At 72.6% G+C, this 15,432-nt stretch carries 11 protein-coding genes and 2 tRNA genes; 9 read left to right on the top strand and 4 right to left on the bottom strand.

Annotated features, from left to right (window positions below):
- The 5 genes from ACZ4UV_RS25420 (at position 1) to ACZ4UV_RS25400 (ending at position 5,194) form a co-directional block, all read left to right on the top strand.
- Positions 1–1,035: an acyl-CoA dehydrogenase family protein gene (locus ACZ4UV_RS25420; protein WP_451016940.1), complete on the top strand. Its 1,035-nt coding sequence runs from the start codon at positions 1–3 to the stop codon at positions 1,033–1,035.
- Positions 1,025–1,474 (top strand): MaoC family dehydratase, encoded by a 450-nt coding sequence (locus ACZ4UV_RS25415; protein WP_451016939.1) that lies wholly within the window; start codon positions 1,025–1,027, stop codon positions 1,472–1,474. The genes ACZ4UV_RS25420 and ACZ4UV_RS25415 overlap by 11 nt, the downstream gene beginning before the upstream one ends.
- A complete protein-coding gene (locus ACZ4UV_RS25410; RefSeq protein WP_467840898.1) occupies positions 1,471–2,637 on the top strand; it encodes a lipid-transfer protein in 1,167 nt (388 codons plus the stop codon). Before ACZ4UV_RS25415 ends, ACZ4UV_RS25410 begins: the two co-directional genes overlap by 4 nt.
- A 170-nt stretch (positions 2,638–2,807) precedes the next feature.
- Positions 2,808–3,380 (top strand): SigE family RNA polymerase sigma factor, encoded by a 573-nt coding sequence (locus ACZ4UV_RS25405; RefSeq protein ID WP_390043752.1) that lies wholly within the window; start codon positions 2,808–2,810, stop codon positions 3,378–3,380.
- Between the two features lie 158 nt (positions 3,381–3,538).
- Positions 3,539–5,194 carry a long-chain fatty acid--CoA ligase gene (locus tag ACZ4UV_RS25400; protein WP_467840895.1) on the top strand — a complete coding sequence of 552 codons (1,656 nt, stop codon included), beginning with the start codon at positions 3,539–3,541 and terminating at the stop codon, positions 5,192–5,194.
- Positions 5,195–5,305: 111 nt separating this feature from the next.
- Here ACZ4UV_RS25400 and ACZ4UV_RS25395 read toward each other — a convergent pair whose 3' ends face one another.
- Both ACZ4UV_RS25395 and ACZ4UV_RS25390 read right to left on the bottom strand, forming a co-directional pair.
- Entirely contained in the window at positions 5,306–9,445 is a 4,140-nt protein-coding gene (locus ACZ4UV_RS25395) for a hybrid sensor histidine kinase/response regulator (protein ID WP_467840894.1), read from the bottom strand.
- Positions 9,446–9,703: 258 nt separating this feature from the next.
- Entirely contained in the window at positions 9,704–10,135 is a 432-nt protein-coding gene (locus tag ACZ4UV_RS25390) for an SSI family serine proteinase inhibitor (protein WP_451017332.1), read from the bottom strand.
- Between the two features lie 169 nt (positions 10,136–10,304).
- On the opposite strand from ACZ4UV_RS25390, the gene ACZ4UV_RS25385 reads away from it, so the two are divergent.
- The 3 genes from ACZ4UV_RS25385 (at position 10,305) to ACZ4UV_RS25375 (ending at position 11,209) form a co-directional block, all read left to right on the top strand.
- Positions 10,305–10,395: transfer RNA gene (locus ACZ4UV_RS25385), tRNA-Ser, on the top strand.
- 276 nt (positions 10,396–10,671) lie between these two features.
- A tRNA-Arg gene (locus ACZ4UV_RS25380) sits at positions 10,672–10,744 on the top strand.
- Between the two features lie 144 nt (positions 10,745–10,888).
- Positions 10,889–11,209 (top strand): GYD domain-containing protein, encoded by a 321-nt coding sequence (locus ACZ4UV_RS25375; RefSeq protein ID WP_451017331.1) that lies wholly within the window; start codon positions 10,889–10,891, stop codon positions 11,207–11,209.
- A 353-nt stretch (positions 11,210–11,562) separates the two neighbouring features.
- Here ACZ4UV_RS25375 and ACZ4UV_RS25370 read toward each other — a convergent pair whose 3' ends face one another.
- Positions 11,563–14,151 carry an ATP-binding protein gene (locus ACZ4UV_RS25370; RefSeq protein WP_467840890.1) on the bottom strand — a complete coding sequence of 863 codons (2,589 nt, stop codon included), beginning with the start codon at positions 14,149–14,151 and terminating at the stop codon, positions 11,563–11,565.
- A gap of 310 nt (positions 14,152–14,461) precedes the next feature.
- Here ACZ4UV_RS25370 and ACZ4UV_RS25365 point away from each other — a divergent pair, with 310 nt between their 5' ends.
- Complete coding sequence (locus ACZ4UV_RS25365) at positions 14,462–14,929, top strand: hypothetical protein (RefSeq protein ID WP_467840887.1); 468 nt, start codon at positions 14,462–14,464, stop codon at positions 14,927–14,929.
- A 64-nt stretch (positions 14,930–14,993) separates the two neighbouring features.
- Here the strand turns inward: ACZ4UV_RS25365 and ACZ4UV_RS25360 are convergent, their stop codons facing one another.
- On the bottom strand, positions 14,994–15,431 hold the full coding sequence (locus tag ACZ4UV_RS25360) for a hypothetical protein (RefSeq protein ID WP_451017328.1): 438 nt from the start codon (positions 15,429–15,431) through the stop codon (positions 14,994–14,996).
- Position 15,432 lies beyond the last annotated feature (1 nt).

The raw sequence follows: 15,432 nt of genomic DNA, 5'->3' as shown, positions 1-15,432 counted from the left end.
ATGGACTTCACGCCCACCGAGGCACAGGCCGAGGCCCGTGGCCTGGCCGCCAGGATCTTCGCCGACCTCGCCACCCACGAGCGGCTGCGGTCGGCCGGCACCGGCAGCGACCCGGAGCTGTGGAAGGCCCTGTGCGCGGCCGGACTGGTGGCCGCGACCGAGGAGCTGGGCCTGCTGGGACTGGTGCTCCTGCTGGAGGAACAGGGGCGTACCACGGCCCAGGTGCCGTACGCGGCGACCTGTGTGTACGGGCAGCTGGCGATCGCCGCGCACGGCACGGACGAACAGCGGGCGCGGCTGCTGCCCGGGATCGGGGACGGGTCGGTGGTGGTGGCCGGGGCGTTCCCCGCCCAGCAGGGGGTACGGCCCTCCGCGCGGGGCGGGCTGAGCGGCACCGTCCCCGTCGTCCCGTGGCTGCGGGACGCCACGCATGTCCTGGTCGCGGACGCCGGCCGGCGGCTGTGGCTGGCGCCGCTCGGCGAGGGCACCGGCACCGAGGAGGTCGAGCTGACGGCGCCCTGGTCGGCGGGGCGGCTCACGCTCGACGAGGCCCCCGCCGAGCCCCTCGGGCCCGGTCCCGGCACCGACGCCTACACCGACGTCCTGGCCACCGCCCGTACCGCCTTCGCCGGTCTCCAGGCGGGCGTCTGCGCGGGCTCCCTCGCCCGGGCCGTGGCCCACACCAACACCCGCGAGCAGTTCGGGCGCCCGCTCGCCACCCGGCAGGGCGTCCAGCTCCGTGCCGCCGACGCCCACATGGACACCGAGGCGATACGGGTGACGGCGTACGAGGCGGCCTGGCGGCGGGACGCCGGACTGCCGTACGCCACGCACGCGCTGACCGCGGCCTGGTGGGCGTCCGAGGCCGGGCAGCGGGTCGTGCACACGGGCCAGCACCTGCACGGCGGTGCGGGCGCCGACGTCGGCCATCCCGTGCACCGGCACTTCCTGTGGGGCCGGCAACTGGACGTGTATCTGGGCAGCGGGAGCGAAGTGCTTCAGGAACTGGGGGAGTTGATCGCGCATGGGAGTTGAGACGACCCGTCCGGGGGTGGGCACCGAGCTGCCGCCGCTGGAGATCCCGATCACGCGGACGCTGATCGTGGCGGGGGCGATCGCGTCCCGGGACTACCAGGACGTGCACCACGACGCCGAACTGGCCCGGCAGAAGGGCTCCCCGGACATCTTCATGAACATCCTGACGACGAACGGCCTGGTCGGCCGGTACATCACCGACTACTTCGGCCCGACGGCGGAGCTCCGCAAGGTCGCCATCCGGCTCGGCGCGCCCAACTACCCGGGGGACACGATGGTGCTGACCGGCAGGATCGAGGAGCTGGACGGCGAGCGGGGGACGGCGACGGTCCGGGTGGTCGGCGCCAACGGCCTCGGCAACCACGTGACCGGCACGGTGACCCTGACCTTCGCCGAAGCCATGGTGACCGTCACCGTCACCGACGAGGCGGACTCGTGAGCGTGCGGGGCCGGGACTCGCTCGGCGGGCGGGCGGCGGTCGTCGGCATCGGGGCCACCGAGTTCTCCAAGGACTCGGGGCGCAGCGAGCTGCGGCTGGCGGCGGAGGCGGTGCGGGCCGCGCTGGACGACGCGGGGCTGGCCCCGGCGGACGTGGACGGCATGGTGACGTTCACGATGGACACCAGCCCGGAGATCACCGTGGCGCAGGCCTGCGGGATCGGCGAGCTGTCCTTCTTCTCCCGCGTCCACTACGGGGGCGGCGCGGCCTGCGCGACCGTCCAGCAGGCGGCGCTGGCCGTCGCGGCCGGGGTCGCCGAGGTGGTGGTCTGCTACCGGGCCTTCAACGAGCGGTCGGGCCGCCGCTTCGGCTCGGGCGTGCAGCACCGGGAGCCGTCGGCGGAGGGGGCGGCGCTCGGCTGGGTGCTGCCGTTCGGGCTGCTCACCCCGGCGTCCTGGGTGGCGATGGCGGCGCAGCGCTACCTGCACACGTACGGGCTGACCCCGGGCGCGTTCGGGCACGTGGCGGTGACCGACCGCAGGTACGCGGCGACCAACCCGGCCGCCTACTTCCACGGCCGCCCCATCACCCTCGCTGACCACGCGGCCTCCCGCTGGATCGTCGAGCCGCTCCGCCTGCTGGACTGCTGCCAGGAGACGGACGGCGGCCAGGCCCTCGTCGTCACGTCGGTGGAGCGGGCGCGCGACCTGGCGCATCCGCCGGCGGTGATCGCGGCGGCCGCGCAGGGTGCCGGCCGGGCCCAGGAGCAGATGACCAGCTTCTACCGGGACGACCTGACCGGGCTGCCGGAGATGGGCGTGGTGGCCCGCCAGCTCTGGCGCACCAGCGGACTCGCCCCGGCCGACATCGACGTGGGGATCCTGTACGACCACTTCACCCCGTTCGTGCTGATGCAGCTGGAGGAGTTCGGGTTCTGCGGGCGGGGAGAGGCGGCGGACTTCGTGGCCGAGGCGCGGCTGCCGCTGAACACCCACGGGGGACAGCTCGGGGAGGCGTACCTGCACGGGATGAACGGGGTGGCGGAGGGCGTGCGCCAGCTGCGCGGCACCGCCGTGAACCAGATACCGGGGGCGGGCCGGGTCCTGGTGACGGCCGGCACAGGCGTACCGACGTCCGGGCTGGTCCTGACCTCGGACGGGTGAGGCCACTGCCCTCGCCGTACTCCTCCCTCAGGAGTAAACCCGCAGGAGTTCCGCGCCCGTACTCCACCTTCAGGAGGTGTAGGCAGCCCCACCCCTACAACCTGAGGGGGATTCGGCTTCGGGACCTGCGGCCGATCCGCCGTGACACCGCTCGCTCATAGCGTGGAGCCATGACCACACCCGTCTGCACCAGCGCTTCGGACGCCGCTGTCTCGGCGAGGCAGACCCGCGCACACACCCGCCCCTCTTATCCCTCGTTCGCGTCGTACGTGAGGGCCCGCCAGCCCGTCCTGCTGCGCACCGCCCGGTCGCTGACCGCGAACCCGAGCGATGCCGAGGACCTTCTCCAGACCGCGCTCGCCAAGACCTACGTGGCCTGGGAGCGGATCGAGGACCACCGGGCCCTCGACGGCTATGTGCGCCGGGCGCTGCTCAACACCCGGACCTCGCAGTGGCGCAAGCGCCGGGTCGACGAGTTCGTGTGCGACGAGATGCCCGAGCCCGAGCCGGTGCCCGGCGAGGACGACCCGGCCGAACGGCAGGCGCTGCACGACGCGATGTGGCGGGCGATCATGAAACTCCCCGCGCGGCAGCGGGCGATGGTGGTGTTGCGCTACTACGAGGACCTGAGCGAGGTGCAGACGGCCGAGGTGCTCGGGGTGTCGGTGGGCACGGTGAAGTCGGCCGTGTCGCGTGCGCTGGGGAAGCTGCGTGAGGACCCCGAACTGGACCTCGCCCGGTAGCGGCCGGGGCAGCCACGGGGTCCGCAGCGTCGGTTGTGTCCGGGGCGTCCGGACGGGCTTTGTTGGCTTCCCCCTAGTGACATACCGCCCGGTATGTGAGCAGAATCAGCGCAGCCCCCTTACCACCGAGTAGGCAATGTTGCCCCCGGGAGGACGCCGTGCTGAGCACCATGCAGGACGTACCGCTGCTGATCTCGAGGATCCTGACCCACGGGTCGAGGGTTCACGGCGCGTCACAGGTGAGCACCTGGACCGGCGAGGGCGAGCCGAACCGCCGCAGCTTCGCCGAGACCGGCGGCCGCGCCGCCCAGTTGGCGCACGCCCTGCGGGACGACCTCGGGGTCCGGGGCGACGACCGGGTGGCCACCCTCATGTGGAACAACGCGGAGCACACCGAGGCGTACTTCGCGATTCCCTCCATGGGCGCGGTCCTGCACACCCTCAACCTCCGCCTGCCCGCCGAGCAGCTGGTCTGGATCGTCAACCACGCGGCGGACAAGGTCGTCCTCGTCAACGGCTCGCTGATCCCGATGATCGCGCCCCTGCTGTCCAGGCTGCCGACCGTCGAGCACGTCGTGGTCTCCGGCCCGGGCGACCGTTCCCTCCTCGACGGCGCGACCGCGGCCGTGCACGAGTACGAGGAGCTCATCGCGGGCAAGCCGACCGGCTACGACTGGCCGGAGCTCGACGAACGCCAGGCCGCCGCCATGTGCTACACCTCCGGCACCACCGGCGACCCCAAGGGCGTGGTGTACAGCCACCGTTCGATCTACCTGCACTCCATGCAGGTCAACATGGCCCAGTCGATGAGCCTGACCGACCAGGACACCGCCCTGATCGTCGTCCCGCAGTTCCACGTCAACGCCTGGGGCGTGCCGCACGCCTCCTTCATGACCGGCGTCAACCTGCTGATGCCGGACCGTTTCCTGCAGCCCGGCCCGCTCGCCGAGATGATCGAGCGCGAGCGCCCGACGTACGCGGCCGCGGTCCCCACCATCTGGCAGGGCCTGCTCGGCGAGCTCACCGCCCGCCCCCGGGACGTCTCCTCCCTCACCCAGGTCACCATCGGCGGCGCCGCCTGCCCGCCCTCCCTCATGAAGGCCTTCGACGAGCTGGGCATGCGGGTCTGCCACGGCTGGGGCATGACCGAGACCTCCCCGGTCGGCACGCTCGCCCGCCCGCCGGCCCACGCGGTGGGCACAGATGAGGAGTTCGCGTACCGCATCACCCAGGGCCGGTTCCCGTCGAGTGTCGAGGCCCGGCTCAGCGGCCCCGGCGGCGAACGCCTCCCCTGGGACGGCCGGTCGGCGGGCGAGCTGGAGGTGCGCGGCCCGTGGATCGCGGGCGCCTACTACAACGGCCCCGACGCCGAACCCCTGCGTCCCGAGGACAAGTTCAGCGAGGACGGCTGGCTGAAGACCGGCGACGTCGGCACCATCTCCCCCGACGGCTTCCTCACCCTCACCGACCGGGCGAAGGACGTCATCAAGTCCGGCGGCGAGTGGATCTCCTCGGTGCAGCTGGAGAACGCGCTGATGTCCCACCCGGACGTCGCCGAGGCCGCGGTGGTGGCCGTACCGGACGAGAAGTGGGGCGAGCGCCCGCTGGCCACGGTCGTCCTGCGGGAAGGCTCCACGGCCACCTTCGAGACCCTGCGCGTCTTCCTCGCCGAGGAGGGCAAGATCGCCAGGTGGCAGCTCCCCGAGCGCTGGACGGTGATCGAGGCGGTGCCGAAGACGAGCGTCGGCAAGTTCGACAAGAAGGTGCTGCGGAGGCAGTACGCCGACGGTCAGCTGGACGTCACCAGCCTGTGAGCGCCCCGTAAGGGGCGCGGGGCGGCAGTCGATCTGCGGCTGCCGCCGCGTGGGCGCGACCAGCCACGGACAACCCGCGGCCGAAGGTCGGCAGTTCCCCGAACGGCGCTCTCAGTTCGTACCGATCCGCGCCAGCAGATCCACGATCCGGCTCTGCACCTCGTTGCTCGTCGACCGCTCTGCCAGGAACAGCACCGTCTCCCCGGACGCCAGCCTCGGCAGGTCCGCCTGGTCGACGGCCGCCGTGTAGACGACCAGCGGCGTCCGGTTCAGCTGCCCGTTCGCCCGCAGCCAGTCGATGATCCCGGCCTGCCGGCGGTGCACCTGCATCAGGTCCATCACCACCAGGTTCGGCCGCAGCTGCCCGGCCAGCGTCACCGCGTCCGCGTCGCTCGCCGCCCGCGCCACCTGCATCCCGCGCCGCTCCAGCGTCGAGGTCAGGGCGAGCGCGATCTCCGCGTGCTCCTCGATCAACAGCACCCGCGGCGGATGCTGCTCGCTGTCCCGGGGCGCGAGCGCCTTGAGCAGTACGGCGGGATCGGCGCCGTACGCCGCCTCCCGCGTCGCCTGTCCCAGCCCGGCCGTGACCATCACCGGCACCTCGGCCGCCACCGCCGCCTGCCGCAGCGACTGCAGCGCGGTCCGGGTGATCGGCCCGGTCAGCGGGTCCACGAACAGCGCCGCCGGGAACGCGGCGATCTGCGCGTCGACCTCGTCCCGGGAGTTCACGATCACCGGCCGGTAGCCGCGGTCGCTCAGCGCCTGCTGGGTGGTCACGTCCGGCGCGGGCCACACCAGCAGCCGGCGCGGGTTGTCCAGCGGCTCCGGGGGCAGCTCGTCGTCCATCGGCTGCGGGCGCGGCGGGTCCGCGACCTCGACCGCCCCGCCCGGACCGTCCAGCGGCTCCGGACCCTCGGCGGCGTTCACGTCCGGTGCGCCTATCGCGTACGACCGTCCACCGCCCTCGGTGGCCCCCACCAGCCGGGACTGCCCGGCCAGCGACGGCTGCGGCAACGGCTGGGCGGCGACCGGCTGCTCGGCCGGCGGATGCGGGCGGGCGGACTGCGCGGGCTGTTCGGCCCCCGGCTGCTCGGCAGCGGCACCCGGATCGGGGCGCGTGCCCAGCTTGCGGCGCCGCCCGTTGCCACCCGCCTGGTGCGGGGGCGGGGTCGGCGTCGGCTGCTGCACCTGCGCGGCCTGCCGTGAGAACGGCACCCCCTGCCCCAGCGTCCGCACACTGAACGCCCGGCCCTGCGTGGAGTCCGGGTCGACCGGTGCCGGAGTCGCCGCGGCCGCCTCGGCGGGCAACGGCTGGGCGGCACGCGCCGGTTGGGCGGCGGGGGGAGCGTCGTCGGCGCCCGGCCACTGCTGCGGTACGGGTGCCACCGGCGCGGCCTCCGCCGGAAGCGGCAGCGGCTGGGCGGGAACCGGCGCGGCGTCGGCGGCCGGGACGGGCTGCCCCGGGGCCACCGGAGCCGCACTCTGCGGCTGCGGCTGGTTCTGCGCCGGTACGGCCGCGCCCGGCAGCGCCTGCGGGACCGGAAGACCGGGCTGGCCCTGGCCCGCCGGCACGGGCTGCTGCCCGCCTGCCGCCGGGGCGACGGGGATACCGGCCGGCGCGGCGAACGGGGCCGCCGTCGGCCCGGCCTGCGCCGGGATGCCCTGAGGCTGCCCGGCCTGGACGGTCTGCCCGGCCTGGACGGTCTGCCCGGCCTGGACGGGGACGCCCTGAGGCTGCACCGGCTGTCCGGGAGCGGCCGCCTGCGCGGGCACCGTCGGGACGGCCGCGGCGGCCGGGGTGTTCTCGGCCGGCGGCTGGCTCACCGCCCGCCGCCGACGGCCGGTCGGCGCGCTGGTGGGGTGCGGTTGCGGCGGGGTGTGGTCCTCGGCCTGGTCGTGCGCCACGGCGTCGTGCCGGCCCTCGTCGGCCGCCGCCTCCGTCGCCTGGACCGGTTCGGGGGCGCGGTCGGCCTCGGCGGGCGGCAGCGCGAAGACCGGGCGGGGCCCCGCCTGCTGCTGCTCCGCCCGCTCGGCCGCGGCGGCCAGCGCACGCCGCCGCCGACCGCCGGGCTGGCTCTCGTCGAACGCCGGCTCGGCTGCCGGCTCGGACGGCGCCGAGGGCAGCGCGGGCGGCAGCGCCTGCCGCTCGTCGGGCTCGCGCCGGGCACGCCGTCCCGGCGCCGGCACGGGCACGCCCTGCGGCGGAACGGTGCCGCCCAGTCCCGTACCCGAGGCGGCCGCCCCGGCACCCTGTTCGGCCGCCGTCATCACGGCGCCCTCGGCGACCCCCGCGCCCGCGCCACCGTCGGCCGGGCGCCCGCGCCGCCGTCCGGTACCGCCGGACGCCGACTCCGCGCTCTCGATCGCCGCGGGCCCGCTCTCCGGGTCCGCCGCCTCGGCGGCGCGCCGGCGCCGCCGTCCGGTCGGCGCGGCCGGGGCTTCACCCTCGCCGCCCGCCTCGCCGGGAACGTCGCTCTCCAGGAAGGCGTCCACGGAGGACCGCCGGGCCCGCCGCCGCCCACCGGCACCGGTCTCGTCGGCGGCCGTGACGAGGGCCACCTCCGTACCGGGCGGCGCGGGCACCGCACCGGCGCCGCCCCCGATCGGCACCTCCAGCACGAACGCGCTGCCGCTCATGCCCGGCACCTCGTGGGTCTGCAGCACCCCGCCGTGGGCCCGGACGATCCCGCGCACGATCGGCTCGTGCACCGGGTCTCCCCCGGCGTAGGGCCCGCGCACCTCGATACGGACGACCTCGCCACGCTGCGCCGCCGCGACCACGACCGTGTTGTCCATGTAGCCGCCCGCGGAGACGGGCGCGTTGCCGGTCGCGTCGACCCCCGCGACATCCGCGATGAGATGCGCGAGCGCGACGGCGAGCCGCTGCGGATCGACCTCGGCCTCGATGGGCGGCGCGTGCACGGCGAACTGCACCCGCCCGGGCCCGATCAGCTCCACCGCCCCTTCCACGCCGGCGGCGACGACGGCGTCGAGCATGACCTTCGTGCGGTTGATGTCCTCCGCCCCCGCGTCCAGCCGCTGGTAGCCGAGCACGTTGTCGATGAGCTGGGTGATCCGCGAGTAACCGGCCGAGAGATGGTGGAGCACCTGGTTGGCCTCGGGCCACAGCTGCCCGGCGTCGTCGGCGGCGAGCGCGGCCAGCTCCCGGCGCAGCTCGTCGAGGGGGCCGCGGAGCGACTGCGCGAGCAGCGTCAGCAGCTGCTCGTGGCGCCCGGAGAGGGCCTCGTACCGGTCCTTCTCGCGCTCGCCGAGGGCCGCGTACCGGTCCTCGCCGGCCGCCAGTTCCTCGGCGTGCCGTTCGAGCAGCTCCTCGACCTCGGTGACGTGCTTCTGGCGCAGCGCGGTCAGGTCGGAGGCGTGCTCCTCGGAGAGCCGCTCCAGCTCGTCGGCGTGCGCCTTCTCCTGGGCCGTCTTCTCGTCGACGACGGAGTCGTACGGCCGCCGGTCGGTGAACGTCATCACGGCGCCGACCAGCTGGTCGCCGTCGCGCACCGGTGCGGTCGTCAGGTCGACCGGCACCTTCTTGTCGCCCTTGGCCCACAGCACCTGCCCGCGCACCCGGTGCTTGCGCCCGGAGCGCAGGGTGTCGGCGAGCGGCGACTCGGCGTACGGGAAGGGGGAGCCGTCGGCGCGCGAGTGCAGCACCAGGTCGTGCAGCTCCTTGCCGCCGAGCTCACCGGCCCGGTACCCCAGTATCTGGGCGGCGGCCGGGTTCACGAGGACGATCCGTCCGTCGGTGTCCGTCCCTACGACGCCCTCGCTCGCCGCCCGCAGGATCATCTCGGTCTGCCGCTGCGAGCGGGCCAGCTCGGCCTCGGTGTCCACGGTGCCGGTCAGGTCGCGGACGACGAGCATCAGCAGCTCGTCGCCGCTGTAGCCGTAACCGTCGTAGGCCTGCTGCCCGTTCTCCAGGTTGGCGCTGGTGACCTCGACCGGGAACTCGGTCCCGTCGGTGCGCCGCGCGATCATCCGCGTCGGCTTCGTCCGGCCGCGGGGATCCATGTGGTCGGGCCGCCGCATCGAGCCCGGGATCAGCCGGGAGTCGAACTGCGGGAGCAGGTCGAGCAGCCCGCGCCCCACCAGCGCGGTGCCCGGGGCCTCGAAGGCCTCCAGGGCGATGGTGTTCGCGTTGACGACGGTGCCGTTGGCGTTGACCAGCACCAACGCATCCGGCAGCGCGTCCAGTATGGCTGCGAGGCGAGCAGCGCCTCGGGATGGCCTGCTGCTCACGAGACGCTTCCTCCCTGTTACCGCACCTTGCCGACCGCTCGGGCCATCTTGCCAACCGGCCCGCGGCGTGTCACGCGAGGGAGTCTAAAGGCACCGATTGCGCTCGCGACGCCGGATGAGAGGGAGGTCGCACGACGAAGTGACGGCGAACATGTGACCGACACGCCTCACCTCCGCCATACCTTCGCGGGGCTTTTACGGAAGCGGGGCCGTGCCCCTGAGGCGCCTGTGCATGCCCTTTGGGCCGAGGTCCGTCCGTCAGCCGAGATCACTTGGCGCGCCGACACCGGGCAGCAGGGGCACCATCCGGTCCCAGCGCCCGATCTCGCAGCCGTTGCTGCGGTCGTACGTCGCGTCGACGGGGCGGCCGGCCCAGGTCCCGGTGACATGGGCCGTGGCCGGGCCGCCGTAGAGCATGGTGCAGGCGGTGCCCGGGGCGACCGGCGCGAAGGTGTCCCGGCCCCAGCGGGTGTTCCGGTCCAGCACCTGGCAGGCCCCCGCCACGTCCGGGTGACTGCCGGCGCCGGGGTGACAGGACAGCTCGTACGTGCCGTCCCGCCCGCCCCCGGCGTGGAGCACGGTGACGGTGAGGTGGTCGGCCGCGACGGCGGCGGAGGCGGGCAGGGCGGGCACGGACCCGAGGACGGCGGCGACGGCCCCGAGGGCGCCCCGCACGGCGAAGTGCGACATACCCTGCCCAACGCGCGCCCCGCCCGGACGTTGCGCGGCGCCCCCGCCGGAGGGAGGGGCTTTGCCCTGCGGCCCGGCTGCCTAGTACCGTGGGAACCGATTGGTGACAGCACGCTCGACTGTGTCATCATCTGCACGCACCACTCGCGCTCACGCGAGCGGCTGTGCTGGAGGCGTCGCCTAGTCCGGTCTATGGCGCCGCACTGCTAATGCGGTTTGGGCCTTAAAGCCCATCGAGGGTTCAAATCCCTCCGCCTCCGCACCTGACTCAGGGAGTCCAACCGTTTCGGTCTGGGCTCCCTGATTCGCGTTTACGGCCCCGCCACCACGAACCCACCCACCGGCCGGACGGCACACGCCCCCCGCGCCCCCCACCCCGCCGATGCCCCCGGAACCCGCCCGATACGGCGTTTCCGCAGCTCACAAGGGGTGCGCCTAACGGATTTCACATGGCGGCGGCAGTCATGTAATGTTCTTCCTGTCGCCGCGAGCGGGCCGGAAGGGCCGGGAGCGGGGGCAGGAAAACAAAACAACAAGCACTCGTAGCTTAACGGATAGAGCATCTGACTACGGATCAGAAGGTTGCAGGTTCGAATCCTGCCGAGTGCACACAGACGAAAGGCCCCGGAGAGATCCGGGGCCTTTTGCGTTGTGTGCCTTACGGGTGAATCCAGCCGCTCGCTGATCGGCCTGTGCCGTGGTGGCGGGAAGGCCATGGTGCGTACCGGACCCCGCACGGGCAGGGAGCGCCCCATGCCGAAGTTCCTCATCCAGGCCACCTACACGCCCGAGGGGACGAAGGGCTTGCTCAAGGAAGGCGCGAGTGGCCGCCGCGCAGCCGTCGAGCAGGTCGTCGCGGGCCTCGGCGGGACTGTCGAGGCCATGTATTTCGCCTTCGGAGAGGACGATTTCGTGTGCATCCTCGACTTCCCCGACGCGGTCTCCATGGCCGCCGTCAGCCTGAGCGTCAAGGCCAGCGGCGCGCTCCGCACCCGGGCCACTCCCCTCCTCACCCTCGACGAGATCGACGAGGCCGCCCGCCGGCAGGTCGGCTTCCGCCCTCCCGGCGAGTAGGCCGACCCGGCCCCGGGGCGCCGTCGGCCGGGCCGGTTCCCGGCGTCCGGGGTCAGGTTGCCGACGGGTGGACGTCGTCCAGGCTGTCGACGATCGTCACGGAGGACGGATGTGCGGGCGTGGGCACCTGGACGAGTATGGGCACATAGACCACGTCGCCGTGTCTGTACTCGGCCTTCCACGAATTGCGGTAACACACGACCACGTCCGGACTGCGGTGTGCCGCATAACACCGTTCGGCCCGCGATTCCGGTGCCGGGAGAAGCGCGGTACAGCAGCAGACCGCGACCACGAGGCAGACGTTCGGAAGAGTTGCTCTCCGCATTCTCGGCCGCACCTTTCGAGGAGGTTTGTCAGCGTTTCGAGTCGTGGAGTTTACGGGCGGCCTCCTGACGGGAGTGGACGCCGAGCTTGGCCAGTACCGCACCCACGTGGTGACCGGCGGTCTTGGGCGTGATGTAGAGGCGGGCGGCGATCTCCGCATCCGACAGGCCCTCGTTCAGCAGCTTGAGGACGTCCATCTCCCGGATGGTCAGCCCGTACGGATTGGCCCGGGTGGCCGCCCGCGGGCCGCGCCGGACCGGGCGGACACCGCGGGCCCGCATCACGGCGCGGGTACGTGCCACGACCGGCCGGGCGTCGAGGGCCTCGAAGGCGGCCAGAGCCTGGCGCAGCGCCGGGGCGTCGCCGGACATGCGGGCCAGCGCGGCCTGGTACGGGCAGCCGAGTCTGTCCCACTGGGCCGCGGCACCGGCCCAGTCGCCGGCCAGTTCCAGCGCGTAGGGTCCGGCCCCGGGCACCTGCGGGGGTGTTCCTCCGACGCGGCCGATCCAGCAGGCCAGGGGTCCGGACAGCCAGGGATGGCTGCGCTCCGCCAGGGCGTCCAGGCCGCGTTGCGCCTCCGTCCGCACCAACTCGTGGTCGCCGGCCAGCCAGGCCGCCTCGACCCGGGCCTCCCACCCCAGTCCCGTGTCCAGCAGGCAGTCCGGGTCGACCAGACCCGCCGCCCGCTCCAGCAGCGGCCACACCCGGGCCTTGCCCTGGCGAGCCCGCACCAGGCCCAGGACGGTCAGGGCCAGGGCCTCGACGACCGGTGGCGAGCTGGGATGGGAAAGGACCTCCTGCGCGGCCTCGGCGGCCTGGGCCCACGAGCCCCGGCTCAGCAGCCCCCAACTGCCCCAGGCCCTCGTGCACAGCAGGTAGGACAGCAGATCGTGGTCGAGGCAATAGGCCTCCGACCGGTTCACGGCCTCGGCTGTCCGGGCGGCATCGCGTTGCAGCGCGGCGAACCAGCACATGATGAGCGCCAGGAAGCCCGCGTCCTCCGGCAGATCCTGCGCCATCGCGCTGGACACCGCCTGTTCGCAGTCCTCCCAACCGGACCCGTCGCTCAGCATGCCTGCCGCCGCGGCATGGAAACGGGCCTGGACGACCACCCCCGCGTCGCCGAAGCGCTCGCCGAGAGCGATCGCCTTCTCGGCGTAGGCGGCGGTCACCCGCACCTCCTCGTGCTCGTAGCAGGCCAGCTGGCAGAGGTTCAGGTACGCCCGGGCCAACTCCCGGCTCGGCCCCAGCCCTTCGAGCACCCGCACCGCGTCCAGGCCGGTCCGTCCGGCCTCGACGGTCCGCCCGAACGGCCACAGCCAGCACGACAGCCAGCGCAGGTCCTCGCCCTCGCGCCGCCGGTCGCCCAGGGCGCGGCGCAGCTTCACCGCCTTACGGCGGGAGGCGATCCCCTCGTCCAGCCAGCTGGACAGCAGACAGGCCTGCGAGTGGCCCTCCAGCAGGGAGGTCCTCCGGTCGAGCGGCAGGAGGTCGGCATACCGCAGGGCGCGGGCGTACTGGGCGGCCGCCTCCCGGTGCGCGCCCAGCGCGGCGGCATGGGCGGCCGCGGCGGGCGCGTACTCCAGCACGGCGATCGGATCCCCGGCACCCTCGGCATGATCGGCCAGCAGCGACAGATCGTCGGCGACGACCGGGCGGGACCGCATCGCCGCCAGCACCTGCTGGTGCGTCCGCAGCCGGTGGGCGGCCGGGACGGACTCCAGCACCGCCAGCCGGGTCAGCTCGTGGCGGAACTCGGCCACCTGCCCGTCGGTCCGCACGATTCCACCGGCCACGGCCTCGTCGAGCGCCTCCTCCGGGGCCGGCACCATGCCGGCCAGCAGCGGAAGCGGGACCCGGCGCCCCAGGACCGCCAGCACGTCGACGACCCTGCGGGCCGCGGCCGACAGGCCGGCCAGGCGGCCGGCGGCGGCCTCGCGCACCGTGGCGGGGATGGACTCCCCGGGGGCGGCCAGGATCTCGGTGACGATGAACGGGTTGCCGGCGGAGACGTGGTAGAGCTCTTCGGCGTCGACGGTGTGTCCGCCGGCCAGCCGGGCCACGGCCCGGCGGCTCAACGGGGCCAGGTCGTGGCGGTGCACCCACGGATAGCCGGCCAGGGTGCCCAGGAGCGCGGTCACGTTGTGGGTACGGCCGATCTCGTCGTCGCGGTAGGTGGCCACCACCAGCGCGGGAACGCTCGGCAGGCGCCGGGCCAGGTAACGCAGCAGGTCCGTCGTGGCCTCGTCGGCCCAGTGGACGTCCTCCACGACCAGCAGGCTGGGGTAGGAGCTCAGATCGGCGAGCAGACAGTCGAAGACCTCGTCGGACCGGCAGGTGCCGGCCAGCGCCCCGCTCAGGGCGGTGCGCACCGCCTGGCCCAGGCGCGGGGCCAGGTCCGTCAGCGGACCCAGGGGGCGGGGTGTGGCCAGCGGGTCACAGGCGCCGACCATGATCCGGATCCGGGGATCGGCCAGTTGGGCCAGGCGGTTGACGACGCTGGTCTTGCCGATGCCGGCCTCACCGCGCACAAGGGCCAGTCGTCCAGGGCCGGTCACCGCTTCCTGCAGGTGACCGGTGAGGTCCTGGAGTACGGCCTCTCGCTCTAGCAGGTCCATCACCAGCCATTTTCCCTCCGTGGCCGGAGCCGCGCAAAAGATCCAACCGATCAGGACGGGTCGGCAGGTGGGGTGATGTGGGGAATTCCGGACTGGGATGTGGGGTGTGCCTGCTGGAACTTGGGGCGTCCACCCGATGTGCCCCGAGTACGGCAGGGGCATGCTGACGAAAGAGTCCCGCTACCGGATTTCCCGGTTTACGCGGCTCAAACCGGCGTCTTCGAGGCCGAATTGACGCGGCTCAATCGAGTCCTCAGGTCGAACCGACTGGAAAACCGGCCCGATCCGTACTCATCGAAAAGGGATCACCATGCTCAAGAAGATCGCAAAGCGTACAGCGGTGCTGACGGCATCGGCCGCACTGGCCGCAGGAGGCGCTCTGGCCCCCACCGCCGCCTTCGCGGCCCCGACGCCGACAGTCGCGCACGTGGTGGCGCCGGATGACACCGGAGGCGGGAACAACAACAACAATAACAACAACAACGGCGGAGGTGGAAACAACAACAATAACAACAACAATAACAACAGCGGTCACCACAAGGGTGGGCGCCACAACAACAACAATAACAACAATAATAACGGCGGGGGTGCGAACAACAACAATAACAACAACAACGGCGGCGGGGGTGCGAACAACAACAATAACAACAACAACAACGGCGGCGGAGGCGCGAACAACAACAATAACAACAACAACGGCGGCGGGGGTGCGAACAACAACAACAATAACAACAACGGCGGCGGAGGCGCGAACAACAACAATAACAACAACGGCTGAACTTCGCAGCTCGGCGGCCGGTGAATGGTCACTCGGTCGCCGGGCTGTTGTGTGGGGTGGCGCCTCAGTTCTGGTGGCAGTTGATGTTCTGGTTTCCCGTCAGGGTGTTGCTCGACCCGACCTGCCCCTTCGGCAAGCAGATCTGGAAGTTGATGAGTGACTTGCCCAGAAGCGGGAGGACGCCTGCCCCGCCGGTCTGGGTCTGGCTGTCGCCGTTGTTGTTGTTATTGTTGTTGTTCGTGCCACCCCCGTTGTTGTTATTATTATTGTTCGGACCGCCCCCGTTGTTGTTGTTATTGTTGTTGTTATTGGTGGTCTGGGCTCCGGTCGAGGTACCGCCCTCTCCGGCCAGTCCCAGCGGGTAGGACGTCCCCAGGAGCGGAATGTCGCTCAGGAGTGAGAGGAGGCCCCCGCCGCTCTGGGCCTGGGCGCCGCCGGCGCTGAAGAGAATCGCCGCCGTCACGGCGGCGCTGATCGTGGCAAAACGCTTGGCGAGCTTCAAT

It is taken from the genome of Streptomyces sp. NPDC028289 (genome assembly GCF_055565975.1).
Note: the sequence above shows the minus strand (reverse complement) of the source record. Positions and strands in the feature narration are given on the sequence as shown.